The sequence below is a fragment of the Gemmatimonadaceae bacterium genome (assembly GCA_036273715.1).
GTDB lineage: Bacteria > Gemmatimonadota > Gemmatimonadetes > Gemmatimonadales > Gemmatimonadaceae > JADGGM01.
Map to the genome: position 1 here is coordinate 43,805 of DASUHB010000013.1, position 23,516 is coordinate 67,320.

Sequence of the window (23,516 nt, forward strand, 5' to 3'; positions counted from 1 at the left end):
GTGACGCGCGGCCGCCTGATCGTGTTCGAGGGGCCCGAAGGGGCGGGGAAGACGACGCAGGTCGGGCTCCTCTCGGGGTGGCTGGCGGCGCGCGGCGTCGATCATCTGCGCGTGCGGGAGCCGGGCGGCACTCCGTTAGGCGACGAAACGCGGCGCCTCCTGCTCGACACGCCGGGCGGACTCGACGCCCGCGCCGAAGCGCTGCTGTTCATGGCGTCGCGCGCGGCGCTCGTGGCCGAGGTGATCGTGCCGGCGATGGCGCGCGGCACGCTGGTGCTCGCCGACCGCTATTTTCTCTCGACGTATGCCTACCAGGTGGCCGGCCGCGGATTGCCCGAGGCGGAGATTCGCGCGGCGGATGCCCTGGCGACCAACGGCGTGTCGCCCGACCTGACGCTGCTGTTTTCGGTGCCGGCAGCGGTGCGGGCCGCCCGGGCGGCGGCGCGCGGCGCGCCGGATCGCATCGAGCGGGCAGGCGACGCCTTCCACGCGCGCGTCGAGCGGGCGTTCGCGATGTTCCTTTCGCCGAACTGGCAGGCCGGGCACCCGGAGGCGGGGCCGGTGGTCGACGTGAACGGCGACGGCGATGCGGCAGCGGTCTTCACGCGCGTGCGGGCTGCGTTAGGCGAACGGTGGCCCGACCTGTTCGACGCGGCCGCGCCGGCGCCGGCGCAGGGGCGCTGAATGCACCGCTCGCGCGCCGTCGCCGCCCTCGCCGTGCTCACCGCCGCCCTCGTCACCGGCGGCTGGTTTCTGCAGCGCGGCTTTGCCAGCGATCTGGCGCCGGGCGCCAGCTCCGCGCTCTTCGACCACGTCTTCGAGCGCGTCGCCCAGAGTTACGTCGATTCCATTCCGGCCAAATCGCTCTACCTCAAGGCGGCCGCCGGCCTGGTGGACCGGCTCGGCGATCCCTATTCGGCGTTCCTGCCGCCGGACCAGCTCAGCTCGCTCAACGAGACCACGTCCGGCTCGTACGTCGGGTTAGGCGTGCAGGTGGATCTGCGCGACGGGTGGCTCACCATCATGGCGCCGGTGCCGGGCTCGCCCGCCGACCGCGCCGGCATCCAGGCGGGCGACCGCGTCGTGTCCGTCGATGGGCAGTCGACTAACGGCTGGAACCTCGAGCAGGCGAGCCGCGCGCTGCGCGGACGCCCGGGAACCACCGTGACGCTCGAGATTGCGCGGCCCGGTGTGGCTGACCGCCTGCCGTTCCACATCGTGAGACAGGACATCCACGTCGCCTCGGTGCGCCATCCAATGATGCTCACCGACCGCGTCGGCTATGCCGCCCTGACGATCTTCAGCGACTCGGCGGCCGACGAGCTGCGGAACGCCATCGGCGCGCTCAGGCGTCGCGGGATGCAGACGCTCGTACTCGATCTGCGCGGAAACCCGGGTGGTCTGCTCGAGCAGGGCGTCGGCGTGTCCGAAATGTTCCTGAACCGCGGCCGGGTGATCGTGGACATGCGCGGCCGCACAAAAGCCGCCACGCACGACATCCGCAACTCGACGTCGCAGCTGTGGCCCGATCTGTCGGTGATCGTACTGGTGGACGGGCACACCGCGAGTGCGGCCGAGATCGTCGCCGGCGCGTTGCAGGACCATGACCGCGCGGTGATCGTCGGCGCGCCGACCTACGGCAAAGGGGTGGCGCAGTCCGTGTTTCCGTTAGGCGACGGCGACGCCGCGCTCAAGCTGACCACGGCGCGCTGGTTCACGCCGTCGGGACGCAGCATCCAGAAGCTGCACGAGGACACGACCTCGGACACGGGCGACAGCGCGATCGCGCATCCCGATACCACCCACGCCGTGTACCACACCGACGACGGGCGCGCGATGTATGGCGGCGGCGGCATCGCGCCCGATGTCCTCGTCCGGGCGGACACAGCCGACTCGGTGCTCGCGTTCCAGGAGGAGCTTGGCGCCGACATCCAGAAGTTCCGCGACGCGCTCACGGAGACGGCGCTGGCAGTGAGGAGCGCGCACGGCGTGGCGTCGCCGGAGTTCACGGTCACCGCCGCCATGCGCGACGCGCTCTGGCGGCGTCTGCAGGCGAAGCACGTGGCGCTGACCAGCGCGCAGTTTGCGGCGGCGGCGCCGCTGGTCGACCGTTTGTTAGGCGGCGAGATCGCCCGCTTCGCGTTCGGCGCGGATGCGGCGTTCCGCCGGTCGGTGGCGCGCGACACCGTGATTGCGACGGCGCTGGACCTCGCGTCGCACGCCCGCTCGGAGCACGACCTGCTCATGGAGGCCGCGCGCACAACGACGCACGTCGCCCCGTCGCGTCCGTGACGGCGCATGTGTTCGTGTTCGGCGCCGGCCGGGCGGGGCGCGGCCTGGCGCGGGCGCTCCGCGCGGGCGGCGTGGACGTGGTCGGCGTGCACGGCCGGCACGCCGGCGACGCCGTGGATCGCGTGACGGTCGGCGCGCTTCCCGGTGCGATCGCCGATGCGACCATCGTGTTGGTGACGGTGCGCGACGGGCAGCTCGACGCCGCGCTCGACGAGCTGGCCGCGTCGCCGCTGCGTGCCGATGCGGTGGTCCTGCACGCGAGCGGCAGCGCCGATCCGCCGGGACTGTCCAGGCTGCGCGCCCGGGGCCACGCCGCCGGCACCTTTCATCCGCTGGTCCCGCTGGCCGACCCGTCGCGCGCGCCGGCGCTCTTGCGCGGCGCGTGGATCGGCGTCGACGGCGACGAGGGCGCGCGGGCGGCGGGCCGCGCGCTGGCGGCGGCGTTAGGCGCCCAGACGCTCGAGATCCCGGCCGGCCGCAAACCGCTCTACCACGCCGCGGCGGTGCTGGTGTCGAACTTCCCGCCGGTCCTTCTTGCGTTAGGCGAACGCGCGATGGCCGAGTCGGGCGTCGACCCGGCGGTCGCCCGGCAGGCGCTGCTGCCGCTCTGGACCGCGGCCGCCGAGAATGCCCGGCTGGCGCCGGCGCCGGCCTCGCTCACCGGACCTGCCATCCGCGGCGACGAGCAGACCGTGCGCGCCAACATGGACGCACTGGCGGGCGATCCGATGGCGCAGGAGGTCTATCGGGTGATGACCGCGGCGGTAAGAAACGTCGCGGCGACGCGTTAGGCAGCGCCCTCGCCGCCGCGCCGTTCGTCCGGCTCAGTCAGCCCTGGCCGAACACCTTCACGCCCTTCGGCACCTTGAACTGGAACGCATCCCTGTCCAGCGTCGCGTTAGGCGCAAGCCGGGTGAGCTCGATCCGCCGCTTCAGCCCCTGCGCGTCGATCGTTTCCACCTGGCGGATCAACGAGTCGTCGTCGTCCACCCAGATCGTCGCCTTCGTGAACGGCAGCGACTTGTCCTTCGGCACGAGCGTCACCGCCGTCGTCGCGTGGCCGTCGATCGCCGCCGTGCCTGCGCTGCTGATCGTGTAGCGCGTGTCCGGCGAGTCGAGGAACCATGTCGCCACGTCGGGCACCTGCACGCCGCTGCTGTCGAGATTCGTGCGGATCACCTGCCCCGGATTGGTGCTCGGCAGATACACCCAGACGACCTTCCCGTTCGCCACGATCCGGTCGCCGGCCGGATCGGTGAACCGCACCGAGACGTCGCCCGGAATGCGCTGCTGCAGCTCGCCGTGCGATGTCACGTCCGAGTGCGTGAGCGGGTTGGTCACCGTCTGCGTGAACGAGGCGCGCAGCGTCTTGATGTTCGCGTACACGTGCTCGGCGCGCGAGACGACGGACTGCTGCGCGCCGAGCGGCGACGCCATGGCGGCAAGACTAACGATGATCGAAACGACGCGCATTCCTGTGTCTCGTGGCGTGTGAAGGGCAACCGCCCGCTCCTCTCTTACTACACGCGGACTGCCGCAGTGCTCCCGTCGGGCGCCGGCGCAACGCGTCGCCCGATCGCGCCGGCGATCGAGCGCAACTCGCGCACCAGCTGGGCGAACTGCTCCGGATACAGCGACTGCGCACCGTCCGACAGCGCGCGCTCGGGATTCGGATGCACTTCCACGAGAATCCCGTGCGCGCCCGCTGCCACCGCGGCGCGGGCCATCGGAATGACCTTGTCCCGCACACCCGTCCCGTGACTCGGATCGGCGATGATCGGCAGATGCGACAAACCTTGCACGATCGGAATGGCGGTGAGGTCGAGCATGTTGCGCGTCACCGTGTCGAACGTGCGCACGCCGCGCTCGCACAGGATCACGTTCGGGTTGCCCGCGGCGAGCACGTATTCCGCGCTCAGCAGCAGCTCGCCGATCGTCGCCGCGAGGCCGCGTTTGAGCAGCACGGGCTTGTCCAACTTCCCGACGAATCTGAGCAGCGAGTAATTCTGCATGTTCCGCGCGCCGATCTGGATCACATCGCCGTACTCGGCGACGAGCTCCGCGCCTTCCTCATCCATCGCCTCGGTCACCACGGCGAGCCCCGTCTCCTGACGGGCTAACGCAAGGAGCTCCAGTCCGCGCCGGCCGAGTCCCTGGAACGAGTAGGGCGAGCTGCGCGGTTTGAACGCGCCCCCGCGCAGACACGTGGCGCCGGCGTCGCGCACCAGTCGCGCCGCCGTGACAATCTGATCTTCCGATTCCACCGAGCACGGACCCGCGATCACCACCACGTCGTTGCCGCCTACCGAAACTCCTGGCGCGATCTTTACGATGGTGTTTTCCGGCCGCCATTCCCGCGAGACCTGCTTGTACGGCTGCGTGACGTGAATCACCTGCGCCACGCCGGACAATGCTTCGATGCGCGATGCATCGACGCGGCCGTCGTTGCCGACGAGACCAACCGCCGTACGCTGCGAACCGGGCATGGGACGCGCTTCGTATCCCATCTCCTCGATCGCCGCCACCACCGCGTCGATCTCGGATTGCGACGCGCCGTGCTTCATCACGACCAACATTCAGATGTCCTCGATATCGATTGCCCAACCGTCGGACGCCAGCACCACGGGGCCGGCGTAGCGCGTCTGGATCGTGCCGCGCACGTCCACGGCTTCGACGGGTGGATAGAAGTGTGTGAGTACCAGCCGTGCGGGCTCCAAGGCCGCCGCGAGCGCCGCGCACCGGGACGGAGATAGGTGCGTCGCGATCGCCATGTCGTCGGGCAGCGAACATTCGGCCAACAGCAGGTCGCAACCGCGAGCCGACTCCCAGCCGGCCAGACCCTCGTCGTAGCCGGTGTCGCCGGTGTAGACGAGACGCCTGCCGCCGCCCCTCACACAATATGCGATGCTTTCAGTGGTATGGGGAACCGGTCGCGACTCCAATTGCACGCCGTTCCCGAGCTCGATCGCATCGGAGGGCGCCATTTCACGCACGCTGACGGGGAAATCGGGATGCCCAACCAGATCGCCGAAGATCGTTGCAAAGCTTTCGACCAGGCGCGCCGTGCCCGCCGGGCCGATGATCTCGAGCGGCGCGGTGCGCGGCGGCAGCGCACCCCAGCGCCACGCAATCAGCAGCGACGGCAGATCGAGTACGTGGTCGGCGTGAAAGTGTGTGAGCGCGAGGTGCGTGATGCGCATCCAGTCGGCGCCGATGGCCGCGAGGCGGTGGGCGACGCCGCTGCCGCAGTCCATGAGCAGGTGGATGCTGCCCGCGTCCACCAGGTGGCCGGCATTCACGCGTGCGGGCGACGGCGCCGCGGTGCCGGTGCCGACGGTGGTGAGACGCACGGACGTGTGCGCGGCCGGTGCCTAACGCAGCTCAGGCGCCGACCGCGGCTTCCTCGGCCGTCTCCAACTGGCCGCCGCGCAGGCGCACGCTCACGAACGACGACACACCCGGTTCCTGCATCGTCACGCCGTACACCGCGTCCGCCGCCTCGGTGGTGGTGCGCGGATTGTGCGTGATGACGATGAACTGAGTGCGCTCCTTGAACTGGTTCAGCATGCGCACGAAGCGGCCGACGTTCTGATCGTCCAGCGGACCATCGACTTCGTCCAGGAGACAGAACGGGCTCGGCTTGGTGAGGAAGATGCCGAACAGGAGCGACAGTGCGACCAGCGCGCGCTCGCCCGTGGACAGGAGATGGATGCGCTGCGTGCGCTTGCCGCGGGGCGACGCATGAATCTCGATGTCGCAGTCGAGGGGGGCGTCGGGGTTCTCGAGGCTGAGCTCGCACTCGCCGCCGCCGAACAGGGTCATGAAGATGTGGTGGAAGTTCTCGCGGATCTGCGTGAACGTCGTGAGGAACATCTCGCGCGCCGTGACGTCGATTTCGCGGATCGCCTGCTGCAGCGACGCCTTGGCGTTCTGCAGATCCGTGCGTTGGGCGCTGAGGAAGTCGAGGCGCTTCACTTCTTCGTCGTGCTCCTCGACGGCCAACGGATTGACGGGGCCGATCGACTCGAGCTCGGCCCGCAGGCCATCGAGCTCGGCGCGGAGGATGTCCTCATCGATGTCGGCGGGGACGACGGTGGCGAGCATCTCGTCCAACGGACGGCGCCATTCGGTTTCGAGACGTTCGCGGATCATCGCGCGGCGTCCCGACAGCTCCGTGAATCGGAGCTCCGCCTGATGGAGGTCGTCGCTCACCTGGCTGGCGCGGCGGTGCGCGTCGGCGAGCGCGTGCTCCTGATGCTCGAGCTCCGCATCGGCGCGCTGCACGTCGGCTTCGGCCTCGCGCAGATGGCCTTCGGCGTCGCCTAACGAAGCGCGGCGGGACTCGAGGTCGAGGCGCCATGCCGCGATGTGCGCCGCGAGCTCGCGGTCGGCGAGCGCGATGTCGCCGAGCTCGGACATGAGCGCCTCGAGCCGCGCGGTGGCGGTCGCCGCATCGGTCTCGAGTTGGCGGTCGCGATCGGCGGCGACGCGCAGCCGGGCTTGCAGCTGCGCTTCGATCACCTGCCAGCGTGCGCGTTCCTCTCGGGCTGCGTCCTGCGCCCGCTCGCGCTCCGCCAGATGCTCGGCGGCCGTCGCGCACTCGGCTTCGCGCGCGGTGACGGCCTGGCTCCCTTCGACGCTGCGTCGCGCGAGGTCGCCTAACCGTTGGCCCAGCTCGCCGCGGCGCGAGGCGACTTTGTCGACGAGCGCGATGACGCCGGCCAGCTCGCGGGCCGCGCGCTGTTCGCGGCGTTCCGCTTCTTCGTGGACGCCGGCGGCCTGGCGCTCGGCGTGCTGCGCCCGGCCGAACGCGTCGGCGGCCGCGGTCGCGGCCGCCGACGCTTCGCCTAACCGCGCCCGCGCCGCCTCGGCGGCCGCGGCCGCCGCGGCGCGCGCGCGCTCCGTACGCTCGAGCTCCTCGCGGAGCTCGGTGAGCTCCGCGCGCCGGCGCAGCGGCCCGGGGCCCGCCGCCGATCCGGGGAGCCACACGGCGCCGCGCGCATCCACGAACGCCGCGCCGCCCGCAATGGACCGCACGCGGCCTAACAATGCGCGCACCCACGCCTGCGCCGGATCGGACGCACGCACCAGCCGCGCCAGCGCATCGTCGGCGTGCCCCTCGTCCTGCGCCGCATCGAGCGGCAAGAGAAGCAGGGGCCCTGGGTTCGTTTCGGCGTGCCAGGCGCGAATCGCGTCGGCCGCCGCCGTATCCCGCACGAGCACTGCGTGCACGCTCGCGCCCAGGTAGCGTTCGACTGTGGCTGCGTCGGCCGCGCCCGCGCTCAAGAAGTCGGAGAGCGGTCCCAACACCGCGCCGTCGCCGAAACGCTCGCGGTCGCGGAGCAGACGCGCGGCGGCCGGCGCGAGACCCACCCGCTCGCGCTCGAGTCCTTCGAGCGCGTGGACCCGACCCTCGAGCGAGGTGCGCTGGTCATCGAGGCGCACGAGCGCGGCACGCGCGTCGCCCTCGGTGGCCCGTGCATCCTCGGCGGCCGCTTGCGCCGCGGACAAACGTTCGGCGGCGGCGGCAGCCGCGGCCGAGCTTTCCTCGGCGGCGATGCGTGCGATGGCGAGGGTGCTCGATGCATCGGCGAGGACCGACTCGACGTGCTCGCGTTCGGCGCTCAGCGCGTCGGTGCGTTCCGCGAGCTCTGCGAGCTCGCGTTCCGCGCCGTCCGCGTCGAGCTCGAGGCCGCGCAGCTCATCGCGGAGGCGGCGCAGCTCCCGGTCGGCGGCGTCGAACGCCGCGCGCGCCGCGCCGACGGCGCCGCGCGCGTCGTTCTCCGCCGCCTCACGCTGTTCGCGCGCCGAGCGCGCGGCGTCGAGCTCGCCCTCGAGCGCCACGCGCTCGGCGCGGGCCGCCTCGCGCTCCCGCCGCAGCCGGCTGCCGGTTTCCTCGCCTAACCGACGCTCCTCCTCGGCGCGTTGGCGGCGCGCCAGCGCGTTGCGCTGGCGCTCCTCGCCAACGCGCACTTCGCCCTCGAGTTGGAGCGTGTCCTGCTGCTGGGCCGCCACGAGGCGGCCCAGCTCGGCGCGCCGCGCTTCGGCCGCCGCACGCGCGCTGTGCGCGCGCGCGCGGCGGTCGTCCGCGGCGCGCACGTCCTCGTCGCTCGCCGGCAGCGCCGCCCGCAGTTCCGTTAGGCGACCCTCGAGCTGCTGCAGCTCCTCGTGCCACGCCGCCATGTCGCGCGATGCCAGCGTGATCTCCGCCGCGTACCGCTTCGCCATGAGCTCCGTGTGCCGCTCCGCCCGCCGGCGCTGGCGCGCCAATGACCGCACCTGGCTCTGCACCTCGGAAATCAGGTCGTCGAGTCGCGACAGATCGACCGTCGTCTCCTCCAGTCGCCGCTCCGTGCTGCGGCGCCGGTCCCGATACAACCCGACTCCCGCCGCCTCCTCGAACAATTCGCGCCGGTCATCAGGCCGATCGGACAACAGCGCGTCGATCATGCGCTGCTCGATCACTACTCCGGAATCCGCGCCCAACCCCGTGCCGCGCACCATGTCCTGAATGTCGCGCAACCGGCACGGTGCGCCGTTCAGCAGATACTCGCTGTCGCCGGACCGCGAAAGCCGGCGGGTGATCACGACTTCGCGAAACGGCACGGCCAGCGCCCCGTCGTCGTTCTCGAAGTGCAGCGACACGTCGGCGATGTTCACCGCACGACGGGCCGATGACCCCTGGAAGATGACCTCTTCCATCTTCGCGCCGCGCAGCGCCCGCGCACGCTGCTCGCCCAACACCCAGCGCACCGCGTCCGACACGTTGGACTTGCCGCATCCGTTAGGCCCGACGATCGCCGTTACCCCGGGCTCGAACACCAGGTGGACGTGATCCGCGAACGACTTGAACCCGTGGAGCTCGAGTCTGGTCAGGCGCACTAGAAGACTCTCCCGATGCGGTAGGCCACGCGCGGCTGGTCGCCGTTGGCGCGGAAGCGGTACAAGAGCGGTTGGGCGGCGTCGATGGAATTGAACGCGCCGGCGTACAAGTTGACGCTGCCGTCCGCCTGCATGAGCGCGTACACCGGCAGCCCTTTGAGTCGATAGCCGTGAGTGAAAAACGCCGCTTGGTTTGCGGCCACGCCCGTCTGCACGAGAATGGACAGCGGCAGCTCGGTAATGTGGCCCTGCGCCGGCCGCAACGCACCCCGACGCCTGAGCGCCCGCAGCATCGAGTCGGCCGAGAAGCGCGTGTTGAACGCGCCGCTCACCACGAGGAAGGGCCCACTGGGTGGCTTGCCTTCTTCCGGCGACACCGTCAGGGCCGGCAGTCCTTTGCGTGACTCATCATCGATGGTGACGTTCGCGCTCGTCTCACTCGCCACTTCTGCCACGGCCACGGCGAACGCCGACGCGCGGGCCGAGTCGGTGGGGTTGGCCACCAGCGTGCCGGCAGCGACATCGGCTCGCGCTCCGTCGTCATGCGGGCTCTCGCTTCCGGAATCGGGAGAACCTCCAGCCGGCAGCGCGGCCTGGCCCGCGGCGCTCTCGGCCGCCGGTGGCTGGGCGATCGACGCATCGGCGTTCGGCGTGGGGCGCGGAATGAACTTGTCGGCCGCATACGTGGCCAGGGCGATCGCCACCACCGCCGCCACGGCGATGCCGATCCAGAAGGGCACGGGGCGCGCGCCTAACGGAGCCACCGTGGCGAGCTGCGCCGGCGTCGCGCGCCCCGCCGGCAGCCCATCGGGCGTCGCGGCCACGAGTTGCTCCTCGAATTGCGCGTCCGACATGACCGGTTCGGCCGCGTCGGCCGGCTCCATCGTCTCGGCGCGTGCGTGCGCGAGCACCGGCGCGCCGGGTGGCGCATGCGCGTCTCCGACCAGCACCACGCCGTCCATCGCCAGCGCGGCCGGCCCGGTGCCCGCGGTGTCGTCCGGCGCGATCACCAGGAGCAGCGCGCCGGCATCGCGGAACCCTGCGGCGAGCGACGCCCACCGCGCACTGCCGAGTATGGCGTCGTGGTCGATGGGCTTCGGTCCGCTCGGCAGCAGCAACAAGTTGCGCGCCGGGTCGACCGGATACGCGACCTTGTTGAGCGAGACGCCCTGGAAGAACGCGTCCATGAGCCCGTACTCGAAGTCGTACGGCACGAGATCTTCGATCGGCTTGAGCTCACCCACCACGTCGGCCACGCATACACGGCGGCGGCGCGCCTGCGCGCGCGCCATGCCCAGCGCAACCTCGGCCGCGGCAACGGGATCGGATCCGATGACGAGCGCCGACGCGCGAAAATCGAGCGCCGACGCGATGCGTTGTCCTTCTTGTTCCCACGCGGAAGTGATCGTGTGGTCGAGCGGAGAGCTCACGGTCACGGTACTCCGGGATAGATCCAGTACGATGCACCAGACGCCTTGGCCACCCGCAGCGCGTCGTCTTTCGTGGCGTACGGCCCCAGCACCACGCGATAGATCATGTCGCCGTTGTGCGGTGCTTCGACGACGCGGGGATGCGCGCCGTCCACGGCGATGGTGCGGGCCAGCGAGTCGGCCAACTTTTGTGAGCGCAGCGCGGCAAACTGCACCGTGAAGCCGCCGAGGCCGACGCCTTGCGCGGCGCCTTTCACGCTGTCGCCGGCGGTGCCAGGTGGAGGCGGCGCCATGGCCGGCCGTGCGCCGGTGGCGCCGGTGGTATCGGGCGCCGTCGCGAACACGTTGCCTGTATCGTGAGCCGGCTCACCGGCTGACGTGTCGCGCGCCGAGCTGTCGGCGAGGGTGAGGGCCTGGTCGGACGGCCTGTCGGGGCGGCGGAACCCGTTCCAGGTGATGAACAGCCACGTGTCGCCGGCGCCGTCCTTCACGGTTTTCTCGACGCGCAGCGACTCGCCGTCGACGAGCGCGACGTCGTGGCCGGAGAGCAGCGCAAGCCATCCGTTAGGCGCGACGGCGGGCAGGTCGGCGCGCCATTCCGTCGACACGGCACCCACGAGCCGGTCGGTGCCGACGTTGATCACCCACGCCGAGTCGCCGGCGGCCGGCCGCGCGAGGACGTAGCGGCCGGTGGGATCCATGCGCAGGTCGATGGCCTGCCCGCCTAACGGAACGCGCGTGTCGATCTTGTGCGTGTAGCGGTCGATCACCACGATCGCGTCCGCCGAGTCCTCGGCGACGTAGATGCGATCGCCGCTGGGCGTCGTGGCCAGGGCGCGCACGTGATGGTCGAGGTGCACGCTCGGCACCGGTTCCAGACCGCGGTTGCGCAGGCCGATCAGTCCCGAGTCGACAGTGAAATACACCCGGTCGCCGACCATCGTGCGCAGCGCGCGCCCAACGACGGGCAGGTGCGCCGTGTCGGTGAGCTGGCGATCGGGCGGATGCATCTGCCAGACGGTGGTCTTGTCGCCGCGATCCGCCACGAGCAGCAGCGATCCGTCCGGCTCGGGGATCACGTCGTGCGGCGCTTCGGGCGCCTTGAACGTCCACTGGCCGGCGGGCGTCAGCCGAACGACGCTCCCATCCTTGGCGATGCCGTACACGCTCGACCCGTCGCTCGACGCGAGCCGCGTGAGCTTGGGTTTCGCGTCGCGCGAGACCGCGCCGAGTCGCAGGTCGACGCGCACCACGGCGCCCTTCTGGTCGACGCCGGTGACGGATCCCGCTTCGTCGTCGAATCCGAGCACACGCTCGAGCGCCGGCGCTTTCTCGGCCGACGTCCAGAGTGCGGAGTCGAGCGACGGGTATGCAAATGCGCGAACGTGTCCCCCGGCTCGTGGAAACCAAAGCACGAGCGCATCGGGACCAGCGGACTGCTGGGGAGCAGGATGATCGGCGGGCGCGGCGGGAGTGCGGGCGCGCTCGTTCCGACCGCACGCCGCCAGCACGAGCGCAATCGCGAAAAACGCTCTACGCACGCCTGCAAGCTAAGGCAGCGGGAAAACTTGGGAAAGGGAAGCGCGCCAAAGCGCGCTTGTCTAGAACGGTGGGTAGATCGAGAACTGCCAGACGCCCCGGTGACCCGTCGCTTCCGTCGGGATCGCGTAGCTCCACCCGAGGATCACGTAGTTGAACATGTTGATCCGAATGCTCACGCCGTGACTGGTGAGGAGGCCGCGCACGTTGGTGGGGTCATCGACGCGCACGCGATGGAGCACCACGTCCTGGCCGCTGAACCAGGCGGTGCCGACGTCGTAGAAGAAGGCACCTTCGATGGGCGGGAGCGGGATCACACCGGCAATCATGCCGCCGCGGTAGATCGGGAACCGCAGCTCTGCGCTCGCCATGGCGAGGCTGCTGCCCAGAAGGGGAGAGCAGCGATAGAGCGCCGATGTCGTGGTCGTGGGGCAGGTGCCCTGCGCGGACGAGAATGTCGCGCCGTCATAGCCGCGCATCTCGTCCGAGTACGCGATGTATTTGCGGAGCGAGTCGGCGTCGCGGCCGGTGGACACGTTCGCCATGACGCGCGTGGCGACGGTGAGATAGCTGAACAGGATCGGATCGTACCGCCGATAGTCGGCCAGATATTCGGTCCACTTGAGGCTGCCCAGCGCCGGTTGCGCCTGGAAGCGGTAGCGCCGTCCGTAGATCGGCGCGGTGTAGCCCCAGAGCACGTTGTCCGACACGTAGGCCAGGAGCGGCTGCACGTAATTGACGGTGCGGCCGTTCTGGTCGGCTTCGTTGAAGCCGTCGATCTGCGTGTACGACGAGTCGAGCTGGCGCGTGAACACGAGGTCGTTGCGCTCGAGGTTCGTTAGGCGCATGCCCAACTCGATGCGCGTGAAGCGGTCGAGCGGGTAAATCCCGACGCCGTACGCCTGCCGGACCATGTAGCGCGTGATGATCTGCGTCTCGAAGAATCCCTGCGCGTCGCCGGCGAGACCGTACCCGTTGGCGAAGTAGTACGGCTGTTGGTAGATGCCGGTGGAGTACTGGAAGCGGCGGCCCAGGTTCGTGTAGCCGGCGAACATCTGGGCGTCGGCGATGCGGCCGTTGACCGCGCCGGCGAACGCGAGCTGGTTGTTGCCGGTCATGTCGCTGAGAACGATGGCCGTGCCGCCGTAGACGCCGCTCCCGAAATCATCGGTGGCGTAGCCGACCGAGGGACGGGCCACGTAGTCCGGCGCGAAGCGCACGCGGTAGCGATAGCGCTTGAAGGTGGTGGTGTCGGGAAGCGTGAGGTCGGCGCTGTCGAGCAGGGCTTCGACGGTCACCGGCGCGCGCGCATGGGCCACGGTGTCCGCGGGCAGGTCGTCGGCCGGCGCCGACTCGGCGCGCGACGCCTCCGAGGGTGCGGCATCGATTCCGTTAGGCACGAGATCGCCGGGTGTCGGTGCGACGCGGGCGATGCCGGCGCTCGCCCCGCCGCCGCCGCCGCTGCCGCCGTGCAGCGCCACCGTTTGTTCCGGCGCTCCGTTAGGCCGAGCGACGAGGGCGCGCGGATGGTCCACCGCCCAGATCGAATAGTTGCCGTCCGAGTAGTACGTGTAGACGAGGCGGTCGGTCCCCTGCGCCCACGAGATGGCGGGACTCACCTCGGTGATCGCCGATACGCCGCCGACGACGTGGGTCAGTTGGTGCTCCTCGCCGGTCGTCAGGTCGGCGAGGAAGAGGTTCTCGATGCCCGTCCGGTTGCTCACGAACGCGATCGACTTGCCGTCCGGCGCCCACATCGGATTGATGTTGAGGCCGCTCTGTCCGGGCAGCACATCGATCGATCCATCGCGCAGGTGATAGAGCGCGATGCGCATCTTCGGGAAGTGCAGTTGGGCGAGGTCGGCGCCGTCGCCGCGATCGGTCGCGAACGCGATGGTGGATCCATCGGGCGACCACTGGGGCTGCAGGTCGCCGTACTTGTCGTTGGTCAGCTGGCGCAGCCCCGAGCCGTCGGCGTTGATCACGTAGAGGTCGGTGATGCCGCCGTGATCGCCCGAGAACACGATCTGCCTGGCGTCCGGCGACCAGCTCGGACTCGTGATGCCGTCCAGCGGCAGCGCGATGCGCGCGATGCGCCGGTGGGTCGCGACATCCAGGATGTAGAGCACTTCCTTGCCTTCGCCTAACGCAGTGAACGCGAGCCGCTTGCTGTCGGGCGAGAACGCGCTCTGCGAATAGAGGATCTGCAGCTCCTCGTAGCTCGGGTCGAACGTGCTCTTGACGAGGCGCGCGATGCGCTTGCCGGTGCGCGCGTCGGCCAGCCACAGGTCGATGAACACCTGGCCGCGCACGAAGCTGCCGTTGGACAGGAACGCGATGTACTGCCCGTTCGGCGAGAGCGCCGGCGCGAGGAAGATCTGTCCGCCGCTCCGCCGCTCGGTGAGCAGCGGCTGCGAGAACGTGCGCGGCCGCTCGAGGTGCGCCACCGGCGGCAGGTACCGCGCGCGCATGGCATACCGCCACGCGTTGCCCAGGTCCTCGAGCGACATGCCGGTCTCGCGCGAGAACGCGGCCGGCACGCCTAACGACGCGGCGTCGCTCAGAATCGCGCCGATCACGTCGTCGCCCCACCGCTGGCCCACGTAGGCCCAGAACGACTCGCCGTACCGGTACGGAAAGTACAGGTCGGGCCGTTCCGTCATCAGCTGCATGGACGGCAGGTTGTCGTTGAGCGCGGCGTCGCGGATCACCGTCGCCGTGTGCGGATCGTCCGGTCCGATCGACAAGTACTCGGCCATGCCTTCCATGAACCACAGCGGCGGATCCACCGCCGACAGCGACGGGATCGCCGAGCCTGCGCCGCGCCCGTGCTGGAAGATATCGAATTGGAATTCATGCACCATCTCGTGCGTCAACACGTGCTCGAACGAGCGGTAGTCGCCCGTGAACGGCAGCAGCATCCGGTCGCGCAGCGGCTCCGTCACGCCGCCCGTGCCTTCGCCTAAATCGCCGGTCACGTTGTTCTGGCCGAAATCCGATCGCGATGCGAACACCATGATCGGTTTCTTCTCTCGGAACTCGTGCGACAGCACGTGCGACAGACGCGCATACGCGCGCTCTGCCAACCGCGCGGCATCCATCGCCGCCTCGCGCTCGTCGGGATAGTAGTGAATCAGGAAGTGATCGGTTTCGATGACCTGCCAGTCGAAATTCCGATACTGCACCTGATTCTGTCCGAAGTAGTCCTGGGCATGGAGCGCGGCCGGGCTGATCGCGATCAGCGCCGCGACACAGAGCGCGCGACGTGCCCGGGCGAGCATCACATCCCCGCCCGCAATCCCTCGATCGGGATTGTCGCCGCGTCACCCCACAGCCGCTCCAACTGATAAAATGACCGAAGCGTGGGATGGAACACGTGGACCACGAAATCGATGTAGTCGAGCAACACCCACCGCCCCTGCGTGAGGCCTTCGACGTGGTGCGCTCTCACACCCTCTTTTCTCAGTTCCTCGAGCACGTGCTCCGCGATCGCGCGGACGTGCGTGTCCGATGAGCCGCTGGCGATGACGAAGTAGTCGGTGGCGTCCGACACGCGCGCCAGGTCGAGGACCACGATGTCATTGGCCTTGAGGTCCGCGCAGAGGAGCGCGGCGCGGCGCGCGGTCGTGAGCGAATCGGATTCCGGTTGGGGCAACGGCTGGGACATGCTGTGCTGGACCAGGATGGCGAGTGGCGTGACGTGGTCGCGGTCGAATGCGACGGGCTGTTCCAACGTAATGCATAACCCGCTCGCCGCTGCGCAATCCACGTCGCGCATGTCGCGGTCGGTCCAGGCCTCTGTGCTGCGAGATCGGGTAGCGTGAAACAATGCGTTGCTCCGTCATCGGTCGAGCGTGCGGTCGCCACGATGCCGGGTACGCAACGAGCGTGCTCGATGCGAACTCGCTCAGTTTTTTCCGGTTGGCAGCGCGTCTCGGCGACGTCGGGCCGCCAGCGACGACAGCCGCCTCGAGACCAGGTCCCCGAGGCGGCTGTCAGAAAACGGTACGGTGCGCCGGCTACTGCTTGATCACCCAGACCTTGATGTCGGGCTTCACTTCCGCGTGTAAGCGGATCGGCACACGGTAGACGCCCAACGCCTTGATCGGCTCGTGGAGCTCGATCTGGCGCTTTTCGATCTCGGGGAAGCCCTGCGAGTGCAGCTGCTGGGCGATGTCGGCGGCGGTCACCGAGCCGAAGAGTTTCTCCTCGTCGCCCACGCGCGCCGAGAAGGTGAGCGAGACCTGCGCCAGGCGGTCGGCGACGGTCTGTGCCGCATCACGTCGCTCGTTCTCCGCGGCTTCGAGACGGGCGCGCTCGGCGGCGATGCGTTTGCGATTGCCGTCGGTGGCTTCGTAGGCGAGGCCGCGCGGAATGAGATAGTTGCGCGCGTAGCCGTTGGACACCTTCACGATGTCGCCCGGTTTGCCCACGTTTTCGATCGCGTTGCGAAGAATGACTTCCATGTCGTGCTCCAGTCGGACGAAGGGGATACGTTAGGCGAAGGCGAGAGGTCAGCGGTCGCGGCCGCCGATGAGCGAATGCTTGAGACGGCGGCGCCAGTCGATCCACGTGTCGCTCACGCCGAGGCCCACCGCCCACGGCACCGTGACGAGCGAGAACGGGAATGCGGCGACCGCGACCGCCACGCTGGTGACGGCGACGCGGCGCGAGATGCACCACGCATAGATCCCGTAGCCGCGCAGCGCATAGAGCGTCCCGAAAAAGATGAGGACGCTCTTGCCGGCGGCGGCGATGGCGTCGCGCGACGGAATCAGAATGAGGATGGTGCCGACGATGAGCGCCCAGACGAGCTGATCGCCGAACGTGAATTGCCGGAGCGGCGCGAGCGGCGCCCCGATGCGAACCCGGCTCAGGCGATGGAACAGCGCCCAGGCGAGCGCGAGCGCGGCCAGTGCTTCGAGCGCGAGTGATGCCGGATAGAGCGGCGCCGCGTATTCAGACATCCGCTCCTGCACCTCGGCCTGCCGATCGGCAACTTTGTTTGCCATGTCGGCGAGTTTCGGGAACGACACGGCCACCTGCCACGCGTCCTTCTGCATCTCGTCGACGGCCGCCGAGTTCCGGGCGGCGAATTGCGCGGCAAAGACCTGCTCGGCGCCGGCGGGATCGAGGCGGCCGGTGGCGATCACGCCTAACGACAGCACGATGGCGAGGCCGAGGCCGAGGAGCGCGCGCGCGATGAAGGGCTGCCGCCGGCCGACGATGCACACGACGCCGAACGCCGCGGCGACGAGCACTCCCCAGCCGCGCGCCAGCGCGTAGTAGGCCGCGTCGACGTTGGGCGGCGGCGGCAGCGTGAGAATGGCGGCGGCGAGCGCCGACCAGATGAGTGCGAGCCACAACGAGCCGCCGGCCCACCACCCGACCACGCAACAGGCGGCGAGGGCGGGGACGAGCAGCACGAGTGTGTCGATGACGGGCAACGTCGACGGACCACCCGGGATGTGCGGAATCACGAGGAACGCCGCGAGGGCGAGGATGACGCGGATCCATCCCCGCTCGCGCGGCGCCGGCGTGGTGCCGTTAGGCATCCGTCAGGCCTGGTGTCCCCGAATGTAGGGGATCAAGGCCAGGTAGCGGGCGCGCTTGATGGACACCGCGAGCTGCCGCTGGTGGCGCGCGCACACGCCGCTCAGGCGGCTCGGCAGGATCTTGCCGGTGTCGGTGAGGAAGCGGCCTAACGTACGATCATCCTTGTAGTCGATGAAGCGCACGCGGGACTCGCAGAAGGGGCAGCTTTTCTGTGGGCGTCGCATGGGTCAGTCCTCGTCGTCGTCATCATCGGCGTTCCGCGCCGTGCGGCCCGCGGCGATCTCGTCCTCGCTCATCGGCGGTGCGCCCACCTCGTGCTCGTGCAGCGCGACGAGATACCGGACGACGCCGTCGTCGAGCTTGAGCGCGCGCTCGTATTCGGGGAGCACGCTGGGCTCCGCTTCGAACCGGGCGATGGCGTAGTAGCCGTTGTCTCGCGGCCCGATGGAGTACGCGAGCTGGCGGCGACCCCAATGGTCGACGTTGAGCGAGTCGCCGGCGCCGAGCATGGCGTGGAAACGGCCGAGTTTTTCTTGGATGGCGGCGTCTTCGAGAGTCGAGTCGAAGATGTACACCGCCTCGTAGCGGCGAGGCATGTCGGTAAAACCTCCCTGTGGTCTGGCGCCCCCACAGCAGTGTGGGGGAGGGCTATGTGAAAGCTGCGAGCATGCAAGATAATTGATTGGCAGACGGCGAGGCAACGGAGGCAGTCCACGATCGGTGGGACCCACGCCCACAGCCGTGCGATCCGTGCCGTCCTCCGTGCCGTGCGCGCTGTTGTCCGCCTTTAGACGTTGAATCGGAACAGCATCACGTCGCCATCGCGGACGACGTACTCCTTGCCTTCGCTGCGCACGGCGCCTTTTTCGCGCGCGCCCTTCCATCCGCCGCTGGCGACGAATTCGTCGAAGCCCACGGTCTCGGCGCGGATGAATCCGCGCTCGAAGTCGGAGTGAATCACGCCGGCCGCTTTGGGCGCGGTGTCTCCGGTGTGGATGGTCCAGGCGCGGACCTCGGGTTCGCCGGCGGTGAAGTACGTCTCGAGGCCGAGGAGCGAGTAGCCGGCGCGAATGAGGCGGGCGAGGCCGGCGGACTCGACGCCTAACGACGACAGAAACTCGGCGCGGTCGTCGGGGGGCAGGTCGGCGAGCTCGGCTTCGATCTTGGCCGAGAACGGGACGATCTCGGCGTGTTCGCCGCTCGCGCGCACGGCCTCGCGCAGCGCGCGCAGGTACGGTCCTTCGGCGCCGGTGAGCTCGGCGTCGCCCACGTTCGCGGCGTAGAGCACGGGTTTGATGGTGAGCAGCGACAGCGGCGTGAGGACCGCGCGCGATGCGGCGTCCAGGCGCAGCTGCCAGAGGCCCGTGCCTTCGCCTAACGCGGCGTACGCCGCCTCGAGCACCGGCAGCTCCGCCAGCGCCTCCTTGTCCGCTGCTTTGGCCGCGCGGCGCACGCGATCCAGCCGATGCTCCACCGTCGCCAGGTCGGCCAGCGCCAGCTCGAGCTCGATCACCTCCCGGTCGCGCGCCGGGTCCACCGCCCCCATCACGTGCAGCACGTCGGGGTCGTCGAAGCAGCGCACGACGTGCACGATCGCGTCGGTCTCGCGAATGTTGGCCAGAAACTTGTTGCCTAACCCTTCGCCGCTCGACGCGCCCTTCACCAGCCCGGCGACATCCACGAACTGGACTACCGCCGGGACGATGCGCTTGGGCTGGACGATCGCCGCCAGCACGGCGAGGCGCGGGTCCGGCACTTCGACGATGCCGACGTTGGGCTCGACGGTGCAGAACGGATAGTTCGCCGCGTCGGCCTTGGCCGCCGTGAGCGCATTGAAGAGCGTGGACTTGCCGACGTTAGGCAGCCCGACAATGGCGAGCGAGAGCATGCAGCGTGAACGAAAGAAGGGTGAACCAACCTCAGGCCGTCGCGTCCGCGTTGTAGCGGTTCTGGGCGGCCGCGATCCCGTCGCGGACCCAGGTCTCGACGGCGCCCGTGATCTGCGGATAGAGCGATACGATGACGTCCCGGTCCGCCGATCCGAACGGCGACAACACGAAGCTCGCCAGCTCGCCGATGCGGCGCTCGGGATCCACCGGCCGCACCCCGATGCGCAGCCGGCCGTAGTCGCGCGAACCGATTTCGTGCTCGATGCTCTTGAGCCCGTTGTGTCCGCCGGCGCTGCCGTTGGCCCGCAATCGAATGCGCCCAACCGGAAGCGCGACGTCATCCACCACGACGAGCAAGTCGGCGGCCGGGTCGAAGGTCGGACGGCGCAGGTACGGCACCAGCGCGTGTCCGCTCAGATTCATGTACGTGAGCGGTTGGAGCAGCGTCACGTGCGCCGCGCCTAACCGGCCCGATGCGGCGGCCGCCTGTCCGTCCGCGCGCCAGGGTCCGAGATGCCAAACGTCGGCCAGGTGGTCCACCACCCACCAGCCGACGTTGTGGCGTGTGCGCTCGTATTCACGCCCCGGATTGCCCAGGCCGACGATCAGCTTCATGCGCCGCGATCTCGATCAGGAGCCGGCGACGGTCACGCCGGCCAGGATCACTTCTCCTCTTCGGCGCCCTCTTCCTCCTCACCCTTCGGCTTGCGGATGAGCTCGGGCTCCGTTGCGGTCTCGCCCTCGGCGCCCGCTTCGGGCGCGGCCGGCTCTTCCTCGACGTGCGGCGGCGACACGACGCACACGGTGGCCTCGGCGTCCTCCAGCACTTCGACGCCGTCCGGGACCTTGAGGTCGGACACGTGGAGCGAGTCGTTGATGTCTAACGCAGAGACATCGAGCTCGAGGTGGGTCGGCATGTTCACCGGGTCCACTTCCACGCTGACTTCGCGCATGATCTGGTCGAGAATGCCGCCCGAGCTGCGCACGCCTTCCGGCGTTCCAACGAGCACGATCGGAAGATCGACCGTGACCTTCTCGCCGGCCACCAGCTCGAGGAAATCGACGTGCAGCACCTCGCGCTTGTACGGATGCCGCTGGATCTCGCGAATGAGCGTGCGCGACACGGTGCCGTCGATGTCGAGCTCGACGACGGTGGTTTCCGCCGCGATGCGCTCGAGCAGGCGGCCGAGCTCGCGGCTGCTCATCGCGAGCGCGAGGGGCTCGCGGCTGTGTCCATAGATGACGCCGGGGACCATCTGCGCCGCGCGAAGCTTCCGCGCCGCGCCCTTGCCGGTGCCGGTGCGCTTGGAAGCCGAGAGGATTGCCGTCATATGCGTATCACTCGTGACTGGGTGCGGGTGTCACTCGAACAGCGAGCTCACCGATTCATCCGAATGCGTGTACCGAATGGCCTTCGCCAACAGTTCTCCCACCGACAGCACCTTGAGCTGCTCGAAGCGACGCGATTGCGGGATGGCGATCGTGTCCGTGACCGTCACTTCGGCGATGGGCGCGGCCGTTAGGCGTTCGACAGCCGGTCCCGAGAGCAGCGCGTGCGTCGCGCAAACGTAAATGTCCTTGGCGCCAAGTGACTTGAGCGCGCGCGCCGCCTCGGTGACCGTTCCTGCCGTGTCGATCATGTCGTCGGGAATGAGACAATCCCGACCCTCCACTTCGCCAACCACGTTCAAGACTTCGGCGACGTTGGCCGTTGGGCGGCGCTTGTCGATGATCGCGAACGACCCGTTGAGCCGCTTCGCGAATCCCCGCGCCATTTTCGCCGATCCGACATCCGGCGCCACCACGACCAGGTCGCGCAACTGCTTCTTGCGATAGTGCGACACGAACACCGGCGCGGCGTACAGGTGATCGACCGGAATGTCGAAGAACCCCTGCAACGCGTGCTGGTGGAAATCGATGCCTAACACGCGGTTCGCGCCCGCGGTCGTGATCAGATTCGCCACCAGCTTCGCGCCGATCGCCACCCGCGGCTGGTCCTTGCGATCCTGCCGCGAGTAGCCGTAGTACGGCATCACACACGTAATGCGTGCCGCCGACGCCCGGCGCGCGGCATCGATCAGGAGCAGCAGCTCCATGATCGAATCCGCCGGCGGATTCGTCGGCTGCACGATGAACACGTCCGCGCCGCGCACGTTCTCGTCGATGCGAACGAAAATTTCTCCGTCGGCGAATCGCGAGATTGTCACCCGAGTGAGATCGACGCCCAAACACCGCGAGATCTCCTCGGCGAGTCCCTTGTTCGCCGTCCCCGCGAGCAGCTTGAACCCGCGCCGCGGAACGCTCAGCTCATCCATGAGCGAAGCCTTGTAACATAAAGCAGCCTTGCAAGGTGGTCAATTGAGGCATAGGCGCATGTAGCACGTTCGGGCGCTGGTCCTGCGCGATCAATTGTCGCAGCGCGCCGCCGGAGTATCCGCCTTGAGGGGCACTGTGTCTTGTCGACCGCTCAAAGTGAGCGCGTAGCCGTCCCCACGACGAAGGGTTCAAAGGATAACGAAAAGGATGTAAGGGATGGGGAAGATCGCATCCGTCGACGCCCAAACATCATCGTTCACGTACTTGGTGTAGGCCACGCGCGCGAACAACGCACCTCATCACGCGTGGCAGCGATCCTCCCCATTACCTGCATCCTGTTTGTTATCCTTCGGACCCTTCGCCGAGGAGACCTGGTCCTCGCGAGTGCTATTCAACCGCTGAATCTATAGGGAGGCGTAGGTGAGGCGCCACCGTCATGCCGGCCGCGCTTTCTCTGCCCGAGCGCCGACGCACTGCCTTTTCGAACCGCAATCCGTTGTGCCCCGCCACTCGAGCTCGTCGCTGGCGCGTCGCCCGCCGACCGCCGCGTTAGGACGACACGTGATCGCCTTTTTGGCGTTTCTGTGCACATATCGCGCAGTGCGAGGCCGTCGTTGCGCGCGCGGGTGCATCGTTCGGATCCGCATTTGACTGACCCATGTTGGTCTACCTTTGGAAGAGGGTAACGTGCGTACAGGTCGGCATTCACGCACCGAACCTCAAGCCAGGGCAGAGCCGGTCGATCTAGTCGAGCTCTAGAAACGCGTAGCCGGGGCGCTACCGTGCTGCTCCCGCCGCGCGCTCGGCCCGCTCGCCCAATCGCGCGTTCTTGTACCTCGCCACGAACTCCGCGAATGCCGCTGTGGGACCGCGCCATGCGAGATCATCCACATCGCGAAGGACCGGCGCATCGCTGCGCAGCGTCGCCAGTTGCTTGAAGAGCAGCGCTCGCTCTCGATCGGCGCCAAGCACGTCGAGAGGAAAGGATTCGAGCGCGCCGTGGCGATTGATGAGACGCGCCGCCGTCTTGGCGCCGATGCCGGAGAGCCCCGGATATCCGTCGGCCGAGTCGCCGGTCAGCGCCAGATAGTCAGGGATGTGCTCCGGATCGACGCCGAATTTCTCGCGCACGCCTGCCGCGTTGCGAATCGACTTGCTCTTGCGATCCACCTGCACCACGCGATCGCCGCGTACGCATTGGGCGAGATCCTTGTCCGGCGTCCAGATGCACACCTTTTCGACGCGGGCGTCAGCCGCCGCGCTCGCCGCTGCGGCTGCGATGGCGTCGTCGGCTTCGAGCTCGACCATGGCCCATGTCACGACGCCCATGGCGACGAGCGCGTCTTCGAGCGGTTGAAATTGGGCGAGGAGCGCGGGCTCGATCCCTTCGCCCGTCTTGTAGTCGTCCCACAGTGCGTTGCGGAACGATTCGATCACGTGGTCGGTGGCGACGCCCACGTGCGTGGCGCCGCCCTCGATCATTTCAAGGATGGTGTTGAGGACGCCGATCACCGCGCCGTAGGGCGCGTCGACGCCCTTATTGAAGCGGCGCAGTCCATAGAAATGGCGGAACAGCTCGTACGTTCCGTCGACGAGATGAACGATCATGCTC

Annotated in this window: 20 protein-coding genes; 3 read left to right on the forward strand and 17 right to left on the reverse strand. The window is 68.8% G+C overall.

Annotation, left to right across the window (positions count from 1 at the left end):
* The 3 genes from tmk to VFW04_02420 are packed head-to-tail and all read left to right on the forward strand — an operon-like array spanning position 1 to position 3,083.
* The gene (gene tmk / locus VFW04_02410; protein HEX5178159.1) at positions 1-684 is read left to right on the forward strand and encodes a dTMP kinase; all 684 of its coding nucleotides are present in this window, start codon (positions 1-3) and stop codon (positions 682-684) included.
* The gene (locus tag VFW04_02415; protein HEX5178160.1) at positions 685-2,292 is read left to right on the forward strand and encodes a S41 family peptidase; all 1,608 of its coding nucleotides are present in this window, start codon (positions 685-687) and stop codon (positions 2,290-2,292) included.
* The gene (locus tag VFW04_02420) at positions 2,289-3,083 is read left to right on the forward strand and encodes a DUF2520 domain-containing protein (protein HEX5178161.1); all 795 of its coding nucleotides are present in this window, start codon (positions 2,289-2,291) and stop codon (positions 3,081-3,083) included. The genes VFW04_02415 and VFW04_02420 overlap by 4 nt, the downstream gene beginning before the upstream one ends.
* Positions 3,084-3,120: 37 nt before the next feature.
* Here the strand turns inward: VFW04_02420 and VFW04_02425 are convergent, their stop codons facing one another.
* The 17 genes from VFW04_02425 to VFW04_02505 all read right to left on the reverse strand — a co-directional run bounded on the left by VFW04_02425 (position 3,121) and on the right by VFW04_02505 (position 23,512).
* On the reverse strand, positions 3,121-3,765 hold the full coding sequence (locus tag VFW04_02425) for an outer membrane lipoprotein carrier protein LolA (GenBank protein HEX5178162.1): 645 nt from the start codon (positions 3,763-3,765) through the stop codon (positions 3,121-3,123).
* 47 nt (positions 3,766-3,812) lie between these two features.
* A complete protein-coding gene (aroF, locus tag VFW04_02430; GenBank protein ID HEX5178163.1) occupies positions 3,813-4,868 on the reverse strand; it encodes a 3-deoxy-7-phosphoheptulonate synthase in 1,056 nt (351 codons plus the stop codon).
* Positions 4,869-5,642: a ribonuclease Z gene (locus VFW04_02435; GenBank protein ID HEX5178164.1), complete on the reverse strand. Its 774-nt coding sequence runs from the start codon at positions 5,640-5,642 to the stop codon at positions 4,869-4,871.
* 31 nt (positions 5,643-5,673) lie between these two features.
* Positions 5,674-9,174 (reverse strand): chromosome segregation protein SMC, encoded by a 3,501-nt coding sequence (gene smc / locus VFW04_02440; protein HEX5178165.1) that lies wholly within the window; start codon positions 9,172-9,174, stop codon positions 5,674-5,676.
* Positions 9,174-10,604 carry a hypothetical protein gene (locus VFW04_02445; protein HEX5178166.1) on the reverse strand — a complete coding sequence of 477 codons (1,431 nt, stop codon included), beginning with the start codon at positions 10,602-10,604 and terminating at the stop codon, positions 9,174-9,176. Before VFW04_02445 ends, smc begins: the two co-directional genes overlap by 1 nt.
* 2 nt (positions 10,605-10,606) lie before the next feature.
* Positions 10,607-12,145, reverse strand: a complete 1,539-nt coding sequence (locus tag VFW04_02450) for an SPOR domain-containing protein (protein HEX5178167.1) — start codon at positions 12,143-12,145, stop codon at positions 10,607-10,609.
* Between the two features lie 60 nt (positions 12,146-12,205).
* Entirely contained in the window at positions 12,206-15,424 is a 3,219-nt protein-coding gene (locus VFW04_02455; GenBank protein HEX5178168.1) for a BamA/TamA family outer membrane protein, read from the reverse strand.
* Positions 15,424-15,921 carry a ribosome silencing factor gene (rsfS, locus tag VFW04_02460; GenBank protein ID HEX5178169.1) on the reverse strand — a complete coding sequence of 166 codons (498 nt, stop codon included), beginning with the start codon at positions 15,919-15,921 and terminating at the stop codon, positions 15,424-15,426. The genes VFW04_02455 and rsfS overlap by 1 nt, the downstream gene beginning before the upstream one ends.
* Before the next feature lie 241 nt (positions 15,922-16,162).
* On the reverse strand, positions 16,163-16,609 hold the full coding sequence (gene rplI / locus VFW04_02465; GenBank protein HEX5178170.1) for a 50S ribosomal protein L9: 447 nt from the start codon (positions 16,607-16,609) through the stop codon (positions 16,163-16,165).
* Between the two features lie 48 nt (positions 16,610-16,657).
* Positions 16,658-17,698, reverse strand: coding sequence for a DUF2232 domain-containing protein (locus VFW04_02470; protein HEX5178171.1), 1,041 nt, complete (start codon positions 17,696-17,698; stop codon positions 16,658-16,660).
* A 3-nt stretch (positions 17,699-17,701) separates the two neighbouring features.
* A complete protein-coding gene (rpsR, locus tag VFW04_02475) occupies positions 17,702-17,923 on the reverse strand; it encodes a 30S ribosomal protein S18 (GenBank protein HEX5178172.1) in 222 nt (73 codons plus the stop codon).
* A gap of 3 nt (positions 17,924-17,926) precedes the next feature.
* The gene (gene rpsF, locus VFW04_02480; GenBank protein HEX5178173.1) at positions 17,927-18,295 is read right to left on the reverse strand and encodes a 30S ribosomal protein S6; all 369 of its coding nucleotides are present in this window, start codon (positions 18,293-18,295) and stop codon (positions 17,927-17,929) included.
* A gap of 191 nt (positions 18,296-18,486) precedes the next feature.
* The gene (gene ychF, locus VFW04_02485) at positions 18,487-19,587 is read right to left on the reverse strand and encodes a redox-regulated ATPase YchF (protein HEX5178174.1); all 1,101 of its coding nucleotides are present in this window, start codon (positions 19,585-19,587) and stop codon (positions 18,487-18,489) included.
* Between the two features lie 31 nt (positions 19,588-19,618).
* Positions 19,619-20,203, reverse strand: coding sequence for an aminoacyl-tRNA hydrolase (pth, locus tag VFW04_02490; protein ID HEX5178175.1), 585 nt, complete (start codon positions 20,201-20,203; stop codon positions 19,619-19,621).
* Positions 20,204-20,250: 47 nt separating this feature from the next.
* The gene (locus VFW04_02495) at positions 20,251-20,919 is read right to left on the reverse strand and encodes a 50S ribosomal protein L25 (GenBank protein ID HEX5178176.1); all 669 of its coding nucleotides are present in this window, start codon (positions 20,917-20,919) and stop codon (positions 20,251-20,253) included.
* Positions 20,920-20,949: 30 nt separating this feature from the next.
* Positions 20,950-21,903: a ribose-phosphate pyrophosphokinase gene (locus tag VFW04_02500; GenBank protein HEX5178177.1), complete on the reverse strand. Its 954-nt coding sequence runs from the start codon at positions 21,901-21,903 to the stop codon at positions 20,950-20,952.
* Positions 21,904-22,681: 778 nt separating this feature from the next.
* Positions 22,682-23,512 (reverse strand): 5'-3' exonuclease H3TH domain-containing protein, encoded by an 831-nt coding sequence (locus VFW04_02505; GenBank protein HEX5178178.1) that lies wholly within the window; start codon positions 23,510-23,512, stop codon positions 22,682-22,684.
* Positions 23,513-23,516: the final 4 nt, after the last annotated feature.

What these genes read in the sequence shown, in the direction of transcription:
- VFW04_02415 (HEX5178160.1), top strand. Translation starts at nt 685, where the DNA reads ATGCACCGCTCGCGCGCCGTCGCCGCCCTCGCCGTGCTCACCGCCGCC.
- VFW04_02425 (HEX5178162.1), bottom strand. Translation starts at nt 3,765, where the DNA reads ATGCGCGTCGTTTCGATCATCGTTAGTCTTGCCGCCATGGCGTCGCCG.
- aroF (HEX5178163.1), bottom strand. Translation starts at nt 4,868, where the DNA reads ATGTTGGTCGTGATGAAGCACGGCGCGTCGCAATCCGAGATCGACGCG.
- VFW04_02455 (HEX5178168.1), bottom strand. Translation starts at nt 15,424, where the DNA reads ATGCTCGCCCGGGCACGTCGCGCGCTCTGTGTCGCGGCGCTGATCGCG.
- rsfS (HEX5178169.1), bottom strand. Translation starts at nt 15,921, where the DNA reads ATGCGCGACGTGGATTGCGCAGCGGCGAGCGGGTTATGCATTACGTTG.
- rplI (HEX5178170.1), bottom strand. Translation starts at nt 16,609, where the DNA reads ATGGAAGTCATTCTTCGCAACGCGATCGAAAACGTGGGCAAACCGGGC.
- VFW04_02470 (HEX5178171.1), bottom strand. Translation starts at nt 17,698, where the DNA reads ATGCCTAACGGCACCACGCCGGCGCCGCGCGAGCGGGGATGGATCCGC.
- rpsR (HEX5178172.1), bottom strand. Translation starts at nt 17,923, where the DNA reads ATGCGACGCCCACAGAAAAGCTGCCCCTTCTGCGAGTCCCGCGTGCGC.
- rpsF (HEX5178173.1), bottom strand. Translation starts at nt 18,295, where the DNA reads ATGCCTCGCCGCTACGAGGCGGTGTACATCTTCGACTCGACTCTCGAA.
- ychF (HEX5178174.1), bottom strand. Translation starts at nt 19,587, where the DNA reads ATGCTCTCGCTCGCCATTGTCGGGCTGCCTAACGTCGGCAAGTCCACG.
- pth (HEX5178175.1), bottom strand. Translation starts at nt 20,203, where the DNA reads ATGAAGCTGATCGTCGGCCTGGGCAATCCGGGGCGTGAATACGAGCGC.
- VFW04_02495 (HEX5178176.1), bottom strand. Translation starts at nt 20,919, where the DNA reads ATGACGGCAATCCTCTCGGCTTCCAAGCGCACCGGCACCGGCAAGGGC.
- VFW04_02500 (HEX5178177.1), bottom strand. Translation starts at nt 21,903, where the DNA reads ATGGATGAGCTGAGCGTTCCGCGGCGCGGGTTCAAGCTGCTCGCGGGG.
- VFW04_02505 (HEX5178178.1), bottom strand. Translation starts at nt 23,512, where the DNA reads ATGATCGTTCATCTCGTCGACGGAACGTACGAGCTGTTCCGCCATTTC.